We start from the raw sequence: 16,160 nt of genomic DNA, 5'->3' as shown, positions 1-16,160 counted from the left end.
TTATTTCAAAACTCTCAACTAGTCATCAACTACTGATCGATTGTCCCCGAGACTGTCGGTGACGGGTGGGAGTATCGGGATATGTGCGGACGATATGCGACCACTACCGACCCAGGCAGGCTCGCGGTCGAGCTGGACGCGATTGATGAGACCGAGACCAAAGGCGCTCCAGCGGCGTTCACCAACTACAACGTCGCCCCGACCACCCAGGTCCTCACCGTGGTAGAGCGGCACCAACAAGGGCGCGAGGACGACAGTCCGACACTGCGTATCCGGCGCATGCGCTGGGGGCTGATCCCGGTCTGGACCAAGGCCGCCGAGCGCGGCGTCCCGGTGAAGGGCAAGCCGTTGTTCAACGCCCGCGCGGACAAGGCCGCCACCACGCCGGCCTTCCGCGATGCGGTGAAATATCGACGCTGCCTGGTGCCGATGGACGGCTGGTACGAGTGGATCGTTGCCCCGACCGCCGAGCCGGGCGCGAAGGGCAAAGTCGCCAAGCATCCGTACTACATGGCGAATGCCGACGGCTCCCGCCTCTACATGGCGGGCCTGTGGTCGGTGTGGCGCGATCGTTCCCACCCGGAGAGCGAACCGCTACTGTCGTGCACCATCCTGACCACCGACGCGATCGGCGACCTGACCCGCGTCCACGACCGGATGCCGCTGCCCATGCCGAAGGAGCACTGGGACGCCTGGCTGGATCCGGATCATCCAGCTCCGGCCGGCCTGCTTGACAGCCCGAGTGAAGAGGCGGTCGCAGGGATCGTGCCGCGGCCGGTACCCGCGCTGGTCAACAGCGTGCGCAACAATGGGCCGGAACTGCTTGCCCGAGTGCGGGACCGAGCCGAGTACGGGCAGATCAGTCTGCTCTGATGGACCCGACCGAGAGACACGAAACCGGGCAGCCGAACTGCCCGGTTCGTCGAGATCAGCCGATCAGAACGAGCACTTCACGGTCGGGGTCATGATATTCAGCCCGCACTTGATAACCCCGACGAAGAGATCGATGATCTTGCTGGTCACATTTCCGCCGAGCTTCTCGGCTTTCTCGGACTTGTCGTCCTTCTTCAGCTTGACCCCACCGGATGGGGCGTCATCGGCGCCTAGGCCGTCGAAGGGGAAGTCGCTGACCTGCGTGATCGACGGGGTGTTCGGCGCTGCGGCGGACTCAGCGGCAAAGAGCGTCACCGAACCGAGAGCCAAGACGAGAGCTCCGAACAACGCGACGATCATGGTGCGCAAATGCTGCGCGGACATTCGCATCACATCCTCGAGTCGAATGAACCTGGCCCGTTCAGTAACGCACAGATCACAGCGAATCGGGTCGAATTACACCGACGCCACCGGCGCTGTCACCGCGGAAGTCAGCCGGACCAGATCGGCGGGCCCCAGCTCGATCTCCAGTCCGCGCCGCCCAGCGCTGCACAGCACCCGGTCCCAGGACAACGCGGACGCGTCGACCACGGTGGGCAGCAGCTTGCGCTGGCCGAGCGGGGAGATGCCGCCGAGTACGTACCCGGTCGTCTTCTCCGCCCGCGTCTTGTCGGCCATGCTCGCCCTCGACGCCCCGAGAGCCGCGGCGGCGGCCTTGAGTGACAACGTGTTCGGCACCGGAAGCACGGCCACCGCGAGCGAGCCGGTGGTCAGCTCGATGACCAGGGTCTTGAAGATCTGCTCGGCCGCGAGCCCGAGCTCGGCGGCGAGCGCGTCGACCGCCTCGGTGCCGTAGGAGTCGGTACGCGGATCGTGCTTGTAGACGTGCACACGGTGGGCGACCCGGGCCTGGGCCAGAGTGCGGATCGCCGGGGTCGAGGCTCCTGCCATGGCCGAAACTTTAACGGCGCGACCTGTCGGGACGGCAACGGCTTTTGCTGCCGGACAGTGGTCACGGGAACACCGCGCGGGCCGCGCATGTTGTAGCCGATACATAGCGCTTGGAGGAACTTCACCCCTCTGTCGCACGTGACCAGGCCCCGTGAACGACGTGAAGGAGATGTCGGTGCCCGTGCTGCTCGACGATCGTCCGGTATGGGCGGAGGCGTTACCGAGACGAGCCGGATTCTCGCTCGACGTGCCGTTGCCGGTAGATTTGGCAAGTACGGCGATCGAAGGGACAGGTGTGACGAGCGACGATGACGTGGTGGCCGACGATGTCACCGCGGTCGACGATGCCGAGCTGGCTCAGCGGTTCGAGCGGGACGCGCTCCCGCTGCTCGACCAGCTCTACGGCGCCGCGCTGCGTATGACCAGGAACCCGGCCGACGCCGAGGACTTGGTGCAGGAGACCTACGTCAAGGCGTTTCAGGGATTCAAGTCCTTCAGGGAAGGCACCAACCTCCGTGCCTGGCTGTATCGAATCCTGACCAACACCTACATCAACTCCTACCGCAAGAAGCAGCGACAGCCCGCGCAGTACCCGACCGACGAAATCACCGACTGGCAGCTGGCCGCGACCGCCGAGCACACCTCGCAGGGGCTGCGCTCGGCCGAGGTCGAGGCGCTGGACGCGCTGCCGGACGACGACATCAAGGCGGCACTGCAGGAACTGCCGGAAGAATTCCGGATGGCGGTGTACTACGCCGACGTCGAGGGCTTCCCGTACAAGGAAATCGCCGACATCATGGGCACTCCCATCGGTACGGTGATGTCCCGGCTGCACCGCGGCCGCAAGCAACTGAAGGGTTTGCTCGCCGATGTGGCGCGCGAGCGCGGATTCAACCGTTCGGGGGAACGCCAGGAGGTCAAGCAGTGAGCGAGCGTAGCGAGCGAACCGCAAACGCCACGACGGAACCGAGCGTCGGCGAGGTGGAGTCGTGAGTAGCGAGCGGGACCCCGACATGGATCTCGACTGCACGGCGGTACTCGCCGATGTGTGGTTGATGCTGGACGGGGAATGCGACGACGCCACCAGAGCCCGGTTGCAGCACCACATGGACCGTTGCAGCCCCTGTATCGAGGCCTACGGCATCGAGGAGAAGATCAAGGGTTTGCTCAGCCGCAAGTGCGGCGGTGACCGCGCGCCCGATTCCCTACGCGAGCGGCTGACCATCGAGATCCGCCGCGTAGTCGAGTAATCGGCCGCGGCGGGCGGGGCGTGTTGGCAGCCCAACCACATCGGCCCCACCCCTGCTTTCGAGCGCAGCGAGACCGAGCATTGCCCGTTCACGGCCCGGCTCGCGTCCGAGTGGCCGACGCGGCCGCGACGAAGTCGCCAGCGGCGGTCGCTCGGACGCGAGCCTTTAAGGGGCCGTGAACACGCAGCGCCGCAGGCGCTGCAAAAGCAACACAGCTCAGGCGTTGGGCCGCTTGCCGTGGTTGGCCGCATTGCCCTTCCGGCTACGCTTCTTACGTCCGCGCTTACCCATGAGTAGTCTCCCTTCTGGTTGAAGCACATTGTTTCATGTGTGGTTGGCTGTACCGTCAGCGGATACAGGCCAACGAGGGAATGGGGTGTCATGGCTGAGGAAGTGCTCGCCGAGCTGGTGTCTGTCGTCTACCAGGTGGTCGTCGAGGAAGGCACCGACGTGCAGGAGGGCGACACCCTGGTGATCCTCGAGTCGATGAAAATGGAGATCCCGGTGGTCGCGGAGTCCAGCGGCACGGTGACCTCGATCGGCGTCAAGGAGGGCGACGCGATCAAGGCGGGCCACCTGATCGCGGTCATCTCCTGACCGATTGCGGCGGTAGACCTCTATGGCGACTCTCAGCGAGCTCCTAGCCGAGCACACCGATCTACCCGGCGTCGCCGTCGACCATCTGCAACGGGTGGTGGGCGATTGGCAGCTGCTCGCCGATCTGTCCTTCGCCGACCTCCTGCTCTGGGTCGGAGCGGGCCCGGTATCGGCGGGGGCCGACATCGTATGCGTCGCCCAGTGCCGCCCCACCACCGCGCCCACCGTGCATCAGGAGGACATGGTCGGCACGCTTGCCCTGAAAACCGATCACCCTCAAGTGTTCGACGCACTGGTGACCGGCAAGATCGTGCGCGCGGACAGCGATGTGGAGGCCTCCGGCGTCTACCATCCGCCCCCGGTGCACGCGGTCCGCGAGGCCATTCCCGTGCGCTGCGGCGACGACGTGATCGCGGTGCTCAGCCGGGACACCGACCTGCAACGCTCCCGGGTACGCAGCACACTGGAGATCGCCTACCTCGCCTGCGCGGACGACCTGTGCCAGATGATTGCCGACGGCAGCTTTCCGACCACAGAGGACCGTGCGGCCACCCATTCCAGCCCGCGCGCCGGGGACGGTTTCATCCGGCTCGACACCGAGGGCATCGTGGTCTACGCCAGCCCGAATGCGTTGTCGGCATACCACCGAATGGGTTTGCAGGCCGATCTCGCGGGACAGGATCTCGCCGTCACCACCCGCTCGTTGATCACCGACCCGTTCGACGCGCAAGAAGTGGTCGGCGACATCCAGGCCGCCCTGGCCGGGCGGACCGGACGGCGCATGGAGGTCGAGGCGCGCGGCGCGACCGTGCTGCTGCGCACTTTGGTGCTGCGCCCGCACGGTGAACTGGCAGGCGCCGCCGTACTCGTTCGCGACGTCACCGAGGTCAAGCGCCGCGACCGCGCGCTGCTCAGCAAAGACGCCACCATCCGGGAGATCCATCATCGGGTGAAGAACAACCTGCAGACCGTCGCCGCGCTGCTCCGCCTGCAGGCTCGCCGCACCGAGAACGAGGAGGCGCAGGTGGCGCTCACCGAGTCGGTGCGAAGGGTCACCTCGATCGCGTCGGTGCACGAGATGCTGTCGATGTCGGTGGACGAAGAGGTCGACCTGGACGAGGTCGTCGACCGGCTGCTGCCGATCATGGCCGACGTCGCCACCGTGCACACCGCCCGGATCAAGGTGCGCAGGGCGGGTTCGCTCGGTGTGTTCTCCGCGGAACGCGCAACCCCGTTGGTGATGGTGTTGACCGAACTGGTGCAGAACGCCATCGAGCACGCCTTCGACTCCGGTGAGAACGGCACCGTCACCATCCGTTCCGAACGCTCGGCCCGCTGGCTCGACGTGATCATCAGCGACGACGGCCGCGGCCTTCCGTCCGGTTTCAGCCTGGAATCCTCCGACCGCCTCGGCCTCCAGATCGTCCGCACCCTCGTGACCGCTGAACTGGGCGGCTCCATCGGCCTGCACCCCGGTGCCGACATCGGCACCGACGCGGTGCTGCGCGTCCCCCTCGGCCGCCGCTCCGCGCGGTAGCTGTGTTTTTGGCCGCGCGGGCGCGGCGGGTTCGCGGCCCCCTTTTGGCTCGCGTCCGAGCGGCCGACGCTGGCGACTTCGTCGCGGACGCGTCGGCCGCTCGGACGCGAGCCGGGCCGCGAACAGGGGAATGCTAGGTCTCGCTGCGCTCGGAAGTGGGGGTTGGGCCGGTGTGGTTGCGTCGCGCCGCAACTGCAGCATCCAGTGATTCGGCTGTGTCTTGTGGACTGGGCGGCGAACACGCGGCGCCGGCGGACAAACACAGCCGCAAACAGAACACAGCCCGGCACCTTTGTGGGTGCCGGGCTGAAGATGCGTTACCGGGCCGGGCTGAATGGCCCGGTAAGGCGGATCGTCTGGCTAGACGACGGTGCGGGTGCGGGTGCGCGCGTTTCGGCGTTTGAGCGCCCGGCGCTCGTCCTCGCTCATACCACCCCACACACCGGCATCCTGTCCGGACTTCAGGGCCCAGGACAGGCAGTCGGCGGTGACGGGGCAGCGAGCGCAGACCAGCTTGGCATCGGCAATCTGTGCGAGCGCCGGACCACTGTTACCCACCGGGAAGAACAGCTCGGGGTCCTCATCGCGACAGATGGCCTTGTGGCGCCAGTCCATTCCTCTGCTCCTTTGCTGGGCGCCGCACAGGGCGCCTACGGTTTCTGGTTCGTTCACTTGTGCGACTCGAATGTTTCCGCACGGTTGCTTGTGAATGCTTTCACGAACACCGTAGATGTCAATAGGCATGCGGTGCACCGTGGGGAAGCTCACGCTCTCAAGGTCCCCCTACGGGGAACCTGCCCGGTCCTTTGTACTCGCTCTACCGGGTTTTTGCAGCACAACCGCGATGTTTTTCGCAGTGTTTCGCACTCAATCAGGCTGAGGCGCGATCACCCCGAGGATGTTCGGTACTGACGTGAACTCCACCACGTTGCGCTTCCCGATGAAATCGCCGTCGATTTGCAGGCCGATGGGTTCCTTGGTCTCGATTCTTACGGCGGGAACGTCATCTTCGCGAAATAGATTGCGGGACTTGGGTTTTCCGTCAGCGGCGAGAAGCTGACGCGCGAGCAGGAGGGTGGGGAGCACCGCCATCGAGCGCACAGCAAACAGTCCGAGTCCGCTCTCGAACCGGGTGCCCGGGTTGGTGTGCACCGGGGTGGCGTTCAGATAGGTCCACGGTGTGGTGTTCGTAACGAAGGCGTAATGCACGCCGTCCACGGCCGCATGGCCCGGGATTTCGACCCGAACGCTCGGTTCGCTGCGCCTGGCTCGGAAGAATTGTCGCACAGTTGTTCGAACGTAGCGTGCGGGGGTGGCCGCGTGACCATCGGCGCGGCTGGCGTCGATCGCCTCGCACACGTCGGCGTCCAGGCCGACGCCGGCGCTGAAGCAGAACCAGCGGTCGTCTGCCATGCCGAGCCCGATGCGGCGGTCCTTGTCCAGCGTAAGCAGGTCGATGAGCTGGTTGGTCGCGGTGACCGGGTCGGGCGAGATGCCCAGCGCTCTGGCGAAGACGTTCGCCGAGCCGCCGGGGATCACGCCGAGGCGGGGCAGCCAGGCCTGGCCGTCGTTCAGTTCGGGTAGCGGTAGGAAACCGTTGATGGTCTCGTTGACGGTGCCATCGCCGCCGTGCACCACGATCAGGTCCATCTCGTTGGTAGCGGCCCACTGCGCCAGTTCGGCGGCGTGGCCGCGGTGCTGGGTGTGTGCAACGGTGAGCTGGGTGCGGCTCTCCAGCGCGTGCGCCAGCAGGTCCCGGGTTGCCGGCGTAGTCGAGGTGGCATTCGGGTTCACGATCAGGAGCGTCCGCACCTTCGCAGCCTAGTTCGCTCCGGAGCCGTGCCGGAAAGCGGCAAACGAGACCCCGGAGGATCGCGTCCCTCGGACGACGCCACGGCGGTGTCCCGTTCGTCCGGGTCGTAGGCTTGCCGCGTGAGCGAGCGCAGCCAGCGAACAACAAGCACGGCCGAGCATCGCTCGGTCATGGCGGAGCCGAGCCCTGGCGAGGTGCCCACATGAGCGAGCGTCAGCGAGTGAGCCGTGGACACAGTGCTCGGTCGTGCACGACGGAGCCGAGTGTCGGCGAGGCAGCCCGATGAGCGACAAGGGGTCAGCCGGTGTGCCGACGACGGTGCGTGCAGCCGGTGGTGTGGTGACCCTCGAGGGGGTGGCCGCCGTGGTCGTGGCGGTCGTGCTGGTTGTGCGTGGGCTGCTAGGCCACGACCAGAGCGTGACAAGCGGATACGGTACGGCCGCCTGGTTCGGTGTTCTCGGTGGCGCGGTGCTGGCCGCGGGCATCGCGCTGCTGCTCGGGAAGCGCCGGGGTCGCGCGAACGCCGTCATCGCCCAGTTGTTGCTGCTTCCGGTGACGTGGTCGCTGCTCACCGATTCGCACCAGCCGGTCTACGGCGCGCTGCTCGGGATCGTCGCGGTCGCCGCGCTCGTGCTGCTGTTCGCGCCGCCGTCGACCCGCTGGATGGCGCAGGACTACGGGGTCGAGCCGGAGTAGTTCGAGGCAGCCGCTCCGGAAGCAGGCTGACGGGCGGTGCGCAGCGCCGCACGGCAGAGGTGGTCGGCGTGCCTGGTGGTTTCGGGCAGCCGGTAGCGCGGGGTCAGGGCGAGCACCTGCGCGCACGCCGTGTCGAGGTCGATGCGGTGGCCGACGGAGACGAAGACTGGTTTCACGCCGGTCCGGGTGCGCAGCGCGCGACCGACCACCTCTCCGTCGATGGTGATGTCGGTGGCAGCGCCACGCTCCCGGCCGGGCTCGGCGTAGTCGCCCCACACGGTCTTCGCGACGCCGATCGTCGGCACTCCGGTGAGCAGTCCGAGGTGGCAGGCCAAACCGAAACGGCGCGGGTGCGCGAGCCCCTGCCCGTCGCAGATCAGCAGATCGGGTGCGGTATCGAGCTTTTCGAGGGCGGCGAGGGTGGTCGGGATCTCGCGGAAGGCGAGCAGGCCGGGCAGGTAGGGGAAAGTGGCGACGCTGTGCGCCACGGTGGAGGTGACGGGCCTCAGCGTGGCGGCGTCCAGGACGACTGCCGCGGCGACGGCTCCGCCTACGACGGTGTCGTCGTAGGCGGAGTCCAGCCCGGCCACCGTGTGGAACCGCGTGCCAGGCGCGGTGCGCTGATCGATCCGCGGCCGCAGGTCGTCCTGGACCGCGATGGCCTCCTCGGCGGTCGTCGGCCAGGAAACACGATCGACGTGCGCGAGCCACGACATGGCCGGTGCCGTTACCGCGCCTCGGCGGCCAGCGTGCCGAGAGCGGCGCCAGCGAGACGGTAGCCGGCCCACTCGTCCTGCACCACGGCGCCGATCGACTCGTAGAAGTCGATCGAGGGCTTGTTCCAGGTCAGCACCGACCAGGCGACGCGGCTGTAGCCGTTGTCCACGGCCTCCTTCGCCAGCGCCGCCAGCAACGCCTTGCCGTAGCCCTTGCCCCGGGTCTCCGGCTTGACATACAGGTCCTCCAGGTAGATGCCGTGCACCCCGTCCCAGGTGGAGAAGTTGAGGAACCAGATGGCGCAGCCGACCAGACCGGTGTCGTCCGCCACCACGTGCGCGAAGACTTTCGGTTCCGGCCCGAACAGCGCGGTGTCCAGCTGCTCGGCGGTGACCGTGCACTCATGTTGCGCCTTCTCGTATTCGGCCAGATCGTGGACGAGGTCGACGAGCGAGGGCACGTCGGAGGGGACGGCGCGGCGCAGGACGGCCGCGCCGAGGTCGGCGGCGGAGTCGGTGGCGGCGGGGCCGGATCGGGTCACAGTGATGCTCCGTTGGGTAGCAGGTTGTGCGCGTGGATGGTTCGCGCGTCGTGTTCGTAGCCGAGCACGGTCAGCGCGCCGGTCGACATGGCGAAGCGGCGGCCCTCACGGATGTCGAATTCGGCCCACCGGGCGATCAGCGCCCGGGAGGAGTGGCCGTGCCCCACCAGCACGATATCCCGGTCCGGCAGCACCGGTGCCACGGAGGCGAGCACCCGGTCCGTGCGTGCACGCACCTGGTCGGCGGTCTCGCCGTCGGGGACCGCTCCGGTCCAGATGGTCCAGTCGGGTACGGACTCGCGGATCTGCGGGGTGGTCAACCCCTCGTAGGCGCCGTAGTCCCATTCGGCAAGGTCGTCGTCGACCACGATGTCGGTGAACCCGGCCAGTGCCGCGGTGCGCACCGCGCGTTGCCGTGGGCTGGTGAGCACCAGCGGGTCCCGCAGGTTCAGCGCGGTCAGCAGGGTGCCCGCCGCCCTGGCCTGTTCCTCGCCGCGCTCGGTGAGCGGCAGATCGGTGCGGCCGGTGTGCCGCCGCTGGGTGGACCAGCTGGTCTCACCGTGCCGGAGCAGCACAACGCGGGCGTCGTCGAGTACGGACATGTCTCCCATCATGGCCACGCCCGCGCAGCGCTGCCCGCACCGGGCCGGTCAAGGTCGGATCGGCTGTCCGAGCTCGATCACGACCAGCGGCAACGGACGCGTGACCTTGGCCTGGTACTCCGCGAGTAGCTGATTGTTCGCCGTCACCCAGCCCGCGTACTCGTCGTACTCGGCGCCTTCCAGTGCCCGCGCCGTGGCTCGATAGGTGGTCGACCCCAACTCGACGGTGACGCGGGAATCGGCTTTCACGTTGAAGTACCAGGCCGGGTACTTGTCTTCGATGAACGAACTCACGTACAGGCTCTCGCCGCGCCGCAGCAGGCCGAGCGGGACCACGTGCTGCTTGCCGCTCTTTGCCCCGGTTGTGGTGAGCAGCAACAGTTCACCGCCCTCGTAGGCGCCGCCGACTTTGCCGCCGTTGTCGCGGAACTCCTGGATCACTCCGTCGTTCCAGTGGGCGATCTCCGCGTCGGAATACTCCTGGTTCCACGGCGCGTCCGGATCGTCGTAGGACGTGATGGCGCGTGTGGATTCCGATGCGGTGGACTCTGTTTCGTTCATGCGCCGAGTGTGCCGGAAGGCACCGACACGATTCGGCGGTCAGCCGAGGGCGTGCAGCTGTCCGTCGCGCAGTTCGAGCACGGTGTTCCCGAGCACCGCGAGGGAGATGGGCGTTCCGGTGTAGCCGGTCCGCTCCACCGGCAGGCGCCCGACCGCGGCGCCGGTGGCAGGATCGAGGACAGCGAGTGCACCGGTGGTGGGCAGCAGCAGCTTGCCCGCCATGAGCGCGGGCGCACCGAGGGCTCCGCCCGCGGTCCACAGCGGGTCGAATGTGCTGCCGTTCAGGGCGATCACACTGTTGCCGGTGAACACCAGGTATGCCGAGCCGATCCGGGTCGTTGTGCTCGTTTCGCTCAGCGGTGCCGAAAGATCATGCAACACAATCGGATTCCCGTTCCCGTCGTACACCGCGAGGCGCGGCGGCAGCTTTTCGGGGCCCGCGGATGCGCCCGGGAGGTACAGCACGATTCGGCTGTCGGACACCGCGATCACCCGCGCGTCGGGAGACTCGGCTCCGGGACCGGTTAAGACGTGCGAGCCGTACTCTTCGGGCACCGTGTTGTCCTTCGGCGCCGGGTTGAGCACGGTCAGCCGATTGGCGGGGTCAGCGGGGCAGCGTTCCAGAATACCCAGCCGGGAGGGGCTGGAACTCGCAGACAGCAGCGTGCAGCCTTTGCGCGGTTGGGTTCGCACGTTCACCGGCGCGTCGACGAAGCCGTACTCCAGGGTGCGCACCAGATCCGAGCGCCACACCTCGAGCCGCTCCGGGCCCTGAGCGACCACATACGTGCCGTCGACCGACAGCCGCACGCTCGGATCCATGTAGCTGCTGCGCGCGGTTCGCCGGGCGCCGCTGTCTCCGGCGAGCAAGGTTGCCTGGCTGCAGCCGCGGTGGTCGCGGTACACCGCGACCACCATCCCGAACTGGCCCTCGATCCCGCACAGCGGCATGTCGCGCTGGTATTTCCACAACTGGTCGCCCGTGCGCGGATCGCGGCCGGTCACGGTGCCGTCGGCACCGGTCAACGCGACGCCGCCGGACACGAGCGCTCGCGCGCTCGCGCTGTCCGGCGCACGCCACAGTTCGCGCAGCGAGGTCGGCAGCCGATCGGCCGCGACCGGCGTCGGCACGGTGGTCGCCGCGGTCACCGATTCGGTGCCGTGCGAGTCACCGCGTGCCCATACCACGATCCCCGCGACCACCATGAGAACCGCGATTGTCAGTGCGGAGATGATGTCGGCGCGCGTCCGCCGCTCGGGTGCGAGCACGAGTGCGAGACTAGCGGATCAGACCGAAGCGGCCGCCGTGGTCTCGGCCGTGCTCCCGTTACCCTCGGCCGACTCGCCCTCGGCGGGCTTGCGCCGCCTGCGCCTGCGGCGTGCGGGCTTGTCGGCCGACTCGGCGTCGCCCTCGCCGCTGTCGTGCGGAGTGTCGGCCTCGTTGCCCTCCGCCGCATTGTCCGAGGAGCCGTTGTCCGTCGCGTCACCGGCGGCCTTGCGCCGCCTGCGCCTGCGGCGTGCGGGCTTGTCGGCCCCCTCGGCGTCGGCGGACGTCTCCGCTACCGGTCCGGCTTCGTTGCCGGTGGTCTCGTCGCCGGTGCCGTTCGGTTCGACGCCGTCGATCGGCTGACCGGCGCGCGTGCGCCTGCGGTTGCGCTTGCGCGGTGCGCGGTCGGGGCGCTCGACCACGACCCCGTCCGGGTCGCGTTCCGGCTTGGGCTTGCGGATCATGCCGCTCACGCCCTCCGGAATACCCAGGTCCGAGTACAAATGCGGCGACCGCGAATACGTCTCGACCGGATCGGGGATACCGAGGCCGAGTGCGGTGTTGATCGCCGACCAGCGGTTCAGCTCGTCCCAGTCGATCAGCGTCACCGCGACGCCGGTGCGGCCGGCCCGGCCGGTGCGGCCGATCCGGTGCACGTAGGTCTTCTCGTCCTCCGGGCACTGGTAGTTGACGACGTGCGTGACGTCGTCGATGTCGATGCCTCGGGCGGCGACGTCGGTCGCGACCAGCACGTCGATGGTGCCTTTGCGGAATTTGGTCAGCGCCTTCTCGCGGGCGATCTGACCGAGATCGCCGTGTACCGCGCCGACCGCGAAACCGCGCTCGGCCAGCTCGTCGGCTACCTTCTGCGCGGTGCGCTTGGTGCGTGTGAAGACCATCGTGGCGCCCCGGCTCTCGGCTTGCAGCACGCGGGCGATCAGCTCGCTCTTGTCCAGGGCGTGTGCGCGGTAGACGAACTGGGCGGTCCGGTCGTGCACGGCGGAGTCGTGCGGCTCCTCGGCCCGGATATGTGTCGGGCGCGTCAGGAAGGTGCGCGCCAGTGTGATGATCGGGCCGGGCATGGTCGCCGAGAACAGCATGGTCTGGCGTTTGTCCGGGACCATGCCGAGAATGCGCTCGATGTCGGGAAGGAAGCCGAGGTCGAGCATCTCGTCGGCCTCGTCGAGCACGAGCACGCCGATCTTGCCGAGGATCAGGTGTTGCTGGTCGGCGAGGTCGAGTAGTCGGCCCGGGGTGCCGACCACCACGTCGACGCCCGAGCGCAGTGCCGCGATCTGCGCCTCGTAGGGTCGGCCGCCGTAGATGGACGCGACGCGCAGCGGGCCCTGGTGATTGCTCAGGTATTTGCCCGCGTTCTCGAGGTCCTGCGTGACCTGGATGCACAGCTCCCGGGTCGGCACGATGACGAGCGCTCGCGGCGTGCCGTCCAGAGGTGTGGTGCCGGATTCGGCGGTCGCGATCCGGTGCAGCAGCGGCACACCGAATCCGAAGGTTTTTCCCATGCCGGTGCGGGCCTGACCGATGAGATCCTCACCGCCGAGCGCCAGTGGGAGGGTCAGTTCTTGAATCGCGAAAGTGCGTTCGATGCCGATCTCGCCGAGCGCGCGGACGATTTCCTCGCGAACTCCTAATTCGGCGAAAGTCGGGGCGGTATGCGTGGCGTCCAGTTCGGCCGTCAACAGGGTGTCCGCCAGTCCGGGTTCCTGATCGACTGTGATCTTGCTCAGGGTTCGTGCCTTCCTCGTAATCGCGTCACGCGCGCACGAGGTGGGGCGGGCCGGGCGGCCCGCGACAACCACGTCTCCGCCTGCGATACTCACCCGGCCACGCTCCGGATGTCGGCGCCTGCCATGAAAAACGGCGGCTACCTGGAAAGACATCGGCGCGGCGCATTGGTGACGCGGATCTGGTGCGCGCACATTTTCCTGTCCAACGAAAACCTCGCACCCGAAACCGGTCGGCGGTCGTAGCGGCGTCCCCGCGATGTGCGCGGGCGCGGCGTCCAGCAACTCTATCGAGCGAAACTTTCCGTTGTCCGCAGTGATTGTAGCGTGATAGTGTGCGCGGCTCGAATTGCCGTCACGGCCCGCCGTCGAATTTTCCGGAAACCGAAGTGCGCTTTCGTCGCGTCAGTCGCCGACGTACGCTGCGCCACATGGCAATTCATCCGGAGCGGCAAATCTGGACGCCCCTCGAACCGCTACACGATGTGGTGTATTTCGGTGCCGGTGTCAACGGGGCGGGCGTCGGGCTCGGGCTGCGCCTGATTCCGTCGCCGAACCCGATCGGCATGGGGGAGCTGTCGACGCAATCGGGAGTTGCCTGTAACCGTCGGTACCGACCTGTGGGAGATTCTTCGCTGTGACCCTTGCCGATACTGTCACCATCGCCGCACGTAACGCCTGGGCCCTGACGTTCGGCTCCGGAATCGAGCAGCCGGACCCGACGCCGTCCACGGTGCTGTGGGACCAGCCGCATCGCCGACTGCGCCGGTTCGAGGCCGCGGACGGCGGCGCGGCGGATGACGATGCGGCCGTCCTGCTGGTTCCGCCGCTCGCCAGAATGGAAACGATCGACCGCTTCATGGCCGAGATGCCGGGCTATCCCGGCCGTTTCTACGGTCAGCTGTGGGGCAGGCTGATCCTGAACAACGACATCGGCCGCGGCGTCGTCCGGCTTGGTACCCGCCGCATCGAGCTGGCGCAGGTGACCGCGCCCGTCCTGCTGGTCGGCGGGCCCGCCGACGTGATCACCCCCGCCGCCGCCGTCGAAGCGGGTATCGGCACCCTCACCGGCGCGGCCACGGTCCGTTACGAGACGGCGCCGGGCAGCCACCTCGGCATCCTGGCCGGACCGACCGCCCGCGACACGACATGGAGCTACCTCGAGAAGTTTCTGGCAGAGGCCGCATGATCCGCGCCAAGTATTAGGCTGGGGCGTATGGGAGCACAGTCACCTGCCGCGCTAGGTGTTACGTCGACCGACCCAGCAAACCTCTCCATCCCCGTGAGCCATCCCGGCGTGACCGATCTGTTCGCGGTCCTCGCCTACGGCGAGATCTCCGCGTTCTACCGGCTGGCCGAGGAGGCCAAGTTGTCGCCGACGCTGCGGGGCAAGGTGGCGGTGGCCACGATGGCCGCCGCCGAGATGGAGCACTTCAAGACGCTCCAGGCCGCGCTGGCCGAGCGCGGCGCCGACATCTTCGACGCCATGGCGCCGTTCGTGCGGGCGCTGGACGACTATCACGCCTCCACCGATCCCTCGACCTGGCTCGAGTCGATGGTGAAGTTCTACGTCGGCGACGGCATCGCCGCCGACTTCTACACCGAGATCGCGGGCGCGCTCACTCCCGACGTCGCCGCGGTGGTCCGCGATGTGCTCGCCGAGACGAGACATTCGGAGTTCGTAGTCGAAGAGGTGCGTCGCGCGGTCGTCCGCAATCGCTCCGAGCGTGACCGTCTCACACTGTGGGGCAGACGCCTGCTCGGTGAGGCGATCACCCAGGCCCAGTACGTGATGGCCCAGCGCGACGAACTCACCGAGCTGGTCCTCATCGCCACCGGCGACCTCAACGGCATCGCCGAACTCTTCGAGCGCATGCAGGCCAGCCACGCCGAACGAATGGCGGTGCTCGGTATTTGATTTGCAGCGCCTGCGGGGCTGCGTGTTCGCGGCCCCTTGATGGCTCGCGTCCGAGCGACCGCCGCTGGCGACTTCGTCGCGGACGCGTCGCCCGCTCGGACGCGAGCCGGGCCGCGAACGGGCAATGCTGGATCTCGAAGAATGCTTGGTCTCGCTATTCTGCTGCGGTCGTTGGGTTTTCGCTATGATCGCGTCGGCCCGAGGTCGGTGCCCCTGTGGCGCGCGGTGATGCCTATTCGTTCACCGCTCGGTTGGGGACCAGCCGCAGGCCGGGCGCGTGTGTGCTGGTGCGGTCGGCGAGCCAGACGATGAGGCTCTGGTCGCGGTCGGCCTCCAAGGTCTCGAACGGCACGTCGACCGGCCCGTGGACGGGATGGTCGAGGTGCAGCGTGCCGGAGATGTGGGCGCCGACCCGGTGTGGCTTCCAGCGCTGCGCGAAGTCCGGGTGGCGGTGCAGCGCATCGATCGTCTCCAGCAGCGAATCATCGCCCGGCCAACGGAGTTTCGCACGGGCGAGCGCGGCGGAGAAGATGTCGGCGGCCTCGTCCCAGTTGCGCAGGACGCGCCGCGCCGCCGGATGCATGAAGGTGTACCAGGCGAGGTTGGGCTGTTCGTCATGGTCCAGCAGGCCGAGCGGGGCGACGAAGTCGACCCATGCCTGATTCCAGCCGAGTACGTTCAGCCGACGGCCCACCACGAACGCGGGCGTGGGATGCAGGGCGCGCAGGATGGTCTCGATCGTCTCCGCGACCTTCTCATCGGCGGATTCGCTTCCAGGGCAGCGGGATTCATTGCCGGAGGCCAGGGCGAGCATGCTGAAGTGGTGGCGTTCGCCGCCGCGCAGCAGCAACGCGTCGGCCAACGCGTCGATGACCGCGACCGATGGGTTGGTGTCGCGACCCTGCTCCAGCCGGGCCAGATAGTCGGCGCTGACTCCCGCGCGGACAGCGACCTCTTCGCGGCGCAGGCCGGGTGTCCTGCGCCGTCCGCCCTCGGGCAACCCGACGTCCGACGGCCGCAGTTCGGCGCGCCGGGCGATGAGGAATTCCGCGAATCCGTTCCTATCCATGTGCCCCATCGTGCCTTTTCCTG

General features: G+C 67.7%; 20 protein-coding genes. 8 read left to right on the top strand and 12 right to left on the bottom strand.

The features are described from left to right. Positions 1-81: 81 nt before the first annotated feature. Positions 82-873, top strand: a complete 792-nt coding sequence (locus OHB12_RS18320; RefSeq protein WP_327109830.1) for an SOS response-associated peptidase — start codon at positions 82-84, stop codon at positions 871-873. A 63-nt stretch (positions 874-936) separates the two neighbouring features. Here the strand turns inward: OHB12_RS18320 and OHB12_RS18315 are convergent, their stop codons facing one another. Beyond that, complete coding sequence (locus tag OHB12_RS18315; protein WP_327109829.1) at positions 937-1,257, bottom strand: hypothetical protein; 321 nt, start codon at positions 1,255-1,257, stop codon at positions 937-939. Between the two features lie 72 nt (positions 1,258-1,329). Next, on the bottom strand, positions 1,330-1,824 hold the full coding sequence (gene ybaK, locus OHB12_RS18310) for a Cys-tRNA(Pro) deacylase (protein WP_327109828.1): 495 nt from the start codon (positions 1,822-1,824) through the stop codon (positions 1,330-1,332). A gap of 295 nt (positions 1,825-2,119) precedes the next feature. Here ybaK and OHB12_RS18305 point away from each other — a divergent pair, with 295 nt between their 5' ends. Together OHB12_RS18305 and rsrA are read left to right on the top strand one after the other, a co-directional pair. After that, complete coding sequence (locus OHB12_RS18305; protein ID WP_051169214.1) at positions 2,120-2,752, top strand: sigma-70 family RNA polymerase sigma factor; 633 nt, start codon at positions 2,120-2,122, stop codon at positions 2,750-2,752. An 85-nt stretch (positions 2,753-2,837) separates the two neighbouring features. Beyond that, positions 2,838-3,074: a mycothiol system anti-sigma-R factor gene (rsrA, locus tag OHB12_RS18300; protein ID WP_327121213.1), complete on the top strand. Its 237-nt coding sequence runs from the start codon at positions 2,838-2,840 to the stop codon at positions 3,072-3,074. A gap of 216 nt (positions 3,075-3,290) precedes the next feature. Here the strand turns inward: rsrA and OHB12_RS36385 are convergent, their stop codons facing one another. Next, entirely contained in the window at positions 3,291-3,365 is a 75-nt protein-coding gene (locus OHB12_RS36385) for a 50S ribosomal protein bL37 (protein WP_022597109.1), read from the bottom strand. Between the two features lie 90 nt (positions 3,366-3,455). On the opposite strand from OHB12_RS36385, the gene OHB12_RS18295 reads away from it, so the two are divergent. Further along, a complete protein-coding gene (locus tag OHB12_RS18295; protein ID WP_327109827.1) occupies positions 3,456-3,671 on the top strand; it encodes a biotin/lipoyl-binding carrier protein in 216 nt (71 codons plus the stop codon). A gap of 22 nt (positions 3,672-3,693) precedes the next feature. Next, on the top strand, positions 3,694-5,208 hold the full coding sequence (locus tag OHB12_RS18290; RefSeq protein WP_327109826.1) for a sensor histidine kinase: 1,515 nt from the start codon (positions 3,694-3,696) through the stop codon (positions 5,206-5,208). Positions 5,209-5,568: 360 nt separating this feature from the next. Here OHB12_RS18290 and OHB12_RS18285 read toward each other — a convergent pair whose 3' ends face one another. Both OHB12_RS18285 and OHB12_RS18280 read right to left on the bottom strand, forming a co-directional pair. Continuing rightward, complete coding sequence (locus tag OHB12_RS18285) at positions 5,569-5,823, bottom strand: WhiB family transcriptional regulator (protein WP_011211115.1); 255 nt, start codon at positions 5,821-5,823, stop codon at positions 5,569-5,571. A 252-nt stretch (positions 5,824-6,075) separates the two neighbouring features. Beyond that, positions 6,076-7,020: a diacylglycerol/lipid kinase family protein gene (locus OHB12_RS18280; protein ID WP_327109825.1), complete on the bottom strand. Its 945-nt coding sequence runs from the start codon at positions 7,018-7,020 to the stop codon at positions 6,076-6,078. 283 nt (positions 7,021-7,303) lie between these two features. Here OHB12_RS18280 and OHB12_RS18275 point away from each other — a divergent pair, with 283 nt between their 5' ends. Beyond that, positions 7,304-7,717: a hypothetical protein gene (locus tag OHB12_RS18275; protein WP_327109824.1), complete on the top strand. Its 414-nt coding sequence runs from the start codon at positions 7,304-7,306 to the stop codon at positions 7,715-7,717. Here OHB12_RS18275 and OHB12_RS18270 read toward each other — a convergent pair. The 6 genes from OHB12_RS18270 to OHB12_RS18245 are packed head-to-tail and all read right to left on the bottom strand — an operon-like array spanning position 7,696 to position 13,174. Next, complete coding sequence (locus OHB12_RS18270) at positions 7,696-8,433, bottom strand: endonuclease V (RefSeq protein WP_327109823.1); 738 nt, start codon at positions 8,431-8,433, stop codon at positions 7,696-7,698. The genes OHB12_RS18275 and OHB12_RS18270 overlap by 22 nt on opposite strands. An 11-nt stretch (positions 8,434-8,444) precedes the next feature. Next, positions 8,445-8,975: a GNAT family N-acetyltransferase gene (locus OHB12_RS18265; protein ID WP_327109822.1), complete on the bottom strand. Its 531-nt coding sequence runs from the start codon at positions 8,973-8,975 to the stop codon at positions 8,445-8,447. After that, entirely contained in the window at positions 8,972-9,577 is a 606-nt protein-coding gene (locus tag OHB12_RS18260) for an acid phosphatase (protein ID WP_327109821.1), read from the bottom strand. The genes OHB12_RS18265 and OHB12_RS18260 overlap by 4 nt, the downstream gene beginning before the upstream one ends. Positions 9,578-9,625: 48 nt before the next feature. Further along, complete coding sequence (locus OHB12_RS18255) at positions 9,626-10,138, bottom strand: nitroreductase/quinone reductase family protein (protein ID WP_327109820.1); 513 nt, start codon at positions 10,136-10,138, stop codon at positions 9,626-9,628. A 39-nt stretch (positions 10,139-10,177) separates the two neighbouring features. Then, a complete protein-coding gene (locus OHB12_RS18250) occupies positions 10,178-11,407 on the bottom strand; it encodes an Rv3212 family protein (protein ID WP_327109819.1) in 1,230 nt (409 codons plus the stop codon). A gap of 18 nt (positions 11,408-11,425) precedes the next feature. Next, positions 11,426-13,174, bottom strand: coding sequence for a DEAD/DEAH box helicase (locus tag OHB12_RS18245; RefSeq protein WP_327121211.1), 1,749 nt, complete (start codon positions 13,172-13,174; stop codon positions 11,426-11,428). Between the two features lie 613 nt (positions 13,175-13,787). Between OHB12_RS18245 and OHB12_RS18240 the strand changes: the two genes are divergently transcribed. Next, positions 13,788-14,339 (top strand): hypothetical protein, encoded by a 552-nt coding sequence (locus OHB12_RS18240; RefSeq protein ID WP_327109818.1) that lies wholly within the window; start codon positions 13,788-13,790, stop codon positions 14,337-14,339. 27 nt (positions 14,340-14,366) lie between these two features. Then, positions 14,367-15,068: a ferritin-like fold-containing protein gene (locus tag OHB12_RS18235; protein ID WP_327109817.1), complete on the top strand. Its 702-nt coding sequence runs from the start codon at positions 14,367-14,369 to the stop codon at positions 15,066-15,068. Between the two features lie 232 nt (positions 15,069-15,300). On the opposite strand, the gene OHB12_RS18230 is transcribed toward OHB12_RS18235, so the two are convergent. Next, on the bottom strand, positions 15,301-16,137 hold the full coding sequence (locus OHB12_RS18230) for a helix-turn-helix transcriptional regulator (RefSeq protein ID WP_327109816.1): 837 nt from the start codon (positions 16,135-16,137) through the stop codon (positions 15,301-15,303). Positions 16,138-16,160 lie beyond the last annotated feature (23 nt).

It is taken from the genome of Nocardia sp. NBC_01730, assembly GCF_035920445.1.
GTDB lineage: Bacteria > Actinomycetota > Actinomycetes > Mycobacteriales > Mycobacteriaceae > Nocardia.
This window is presented reverse-complemented; position numbering and strand designations above follow the sequence as displayed.

What these genes read in the sequence shown, in the direction of transcription:
- OHB12_RS18320 (WP_327109830.1), top strand. Translation starts at nt 82, where the DNA reads ATGTGCGGACGATATGCGACCACTACCGACCCAGGCAGGCTCGCGGTC.
- OHB12_RS18315 (WP_327109829.1), bottom strand. Translation starts at nt 1,257, where the DNA reads ATGTCCGCGCAGCATTTGCGCACCATGATCGTCGCGTTGTTCGGAGCT.
- ybaK (WP_327109828.1), bottom strand. Translation starts at nt 1,824, where the DNA reads ATGGCAGGAGCCTCGACCCCGGCGATCCGCACTCTGGCCCAGGCCCGG.
- rsrA (WP_327121213.1), top strand. Translation starts at nt 2,838, where the DNA reads ATGGATCTCGACTGCACGGCGGTACTCGCCGATGTGTGGTTGATGCTG.
- OHB12_RS18295 (WP_327109827.1), top strand. Translation starts at nt 3,456, where the DNA reads ATGGCTGAGGAAGTGCTCGCCGAGCTGGTGTCTGTCGTCTACCAGGTG.
- OHB12_RS18290 (WP_327109826.1), top strand. Translation starts at nt 3,694, where the DNA reads ATGGCGACTCTCAGCGAGCTCCTAGCCGAGCACACCGATCTACCCGGC.
- OHB12_RS18285 (WP_011211115.1), bottom strand. Translation starts at nt 5,823, where the DNA reads ATGGACTGGCGCCACAAGGCCATCTGTCGCGATGAGGACCCCGAGCTG.
- OHB12_RS18275 (WP_327109824.1), top strand. Translation starts at nt 7,304, where the DNA reads ATGAGCGACAAGGGGTCAGCCGGTGTGCCGACGACGGTGCGTGCAGCC.
- OHB12_RS18270 (WP_327109823.1), bottom strand. Translation starts at nt 8,433, where the DNA reads ATGTCGTGGCTCGCGCACGTCGATCGTGTTTCCTGGCCGACGACCGCC.
- OHB12_RS18260 (WP_327109821.1), bottom strand. Translation starts at nt 9,577, where the DNA reads ATGTCCGTACTCGACGACGCCCGCGTTGTGCTGCTCCGGCACGGTGAG.
- OHB12_RS18255 (WP_327109820.1), bottom strand. Translation starts at nt 10,138, where the DNA reads ATGAACGAAACAGAGTCCACCGCATCGGAATCCACACGCGCCATCACG.
- OHB12_RS18235 (WP_327109817.1), top strand. Translation starts at nt 14,367, where the DNA reads ATGGGAGCACAGTCACCTGCCGCGCTAGGTGTTACGTCGACCGACCCA.
- OHB12_RS18230 (WP_327109816.1), bottom strand. Translation starts at nt 16,137, where the DNA reads ATGGATAGGAACGGATTCGCGGAATTCCTCATCGCCCGGCGCGCCGAA.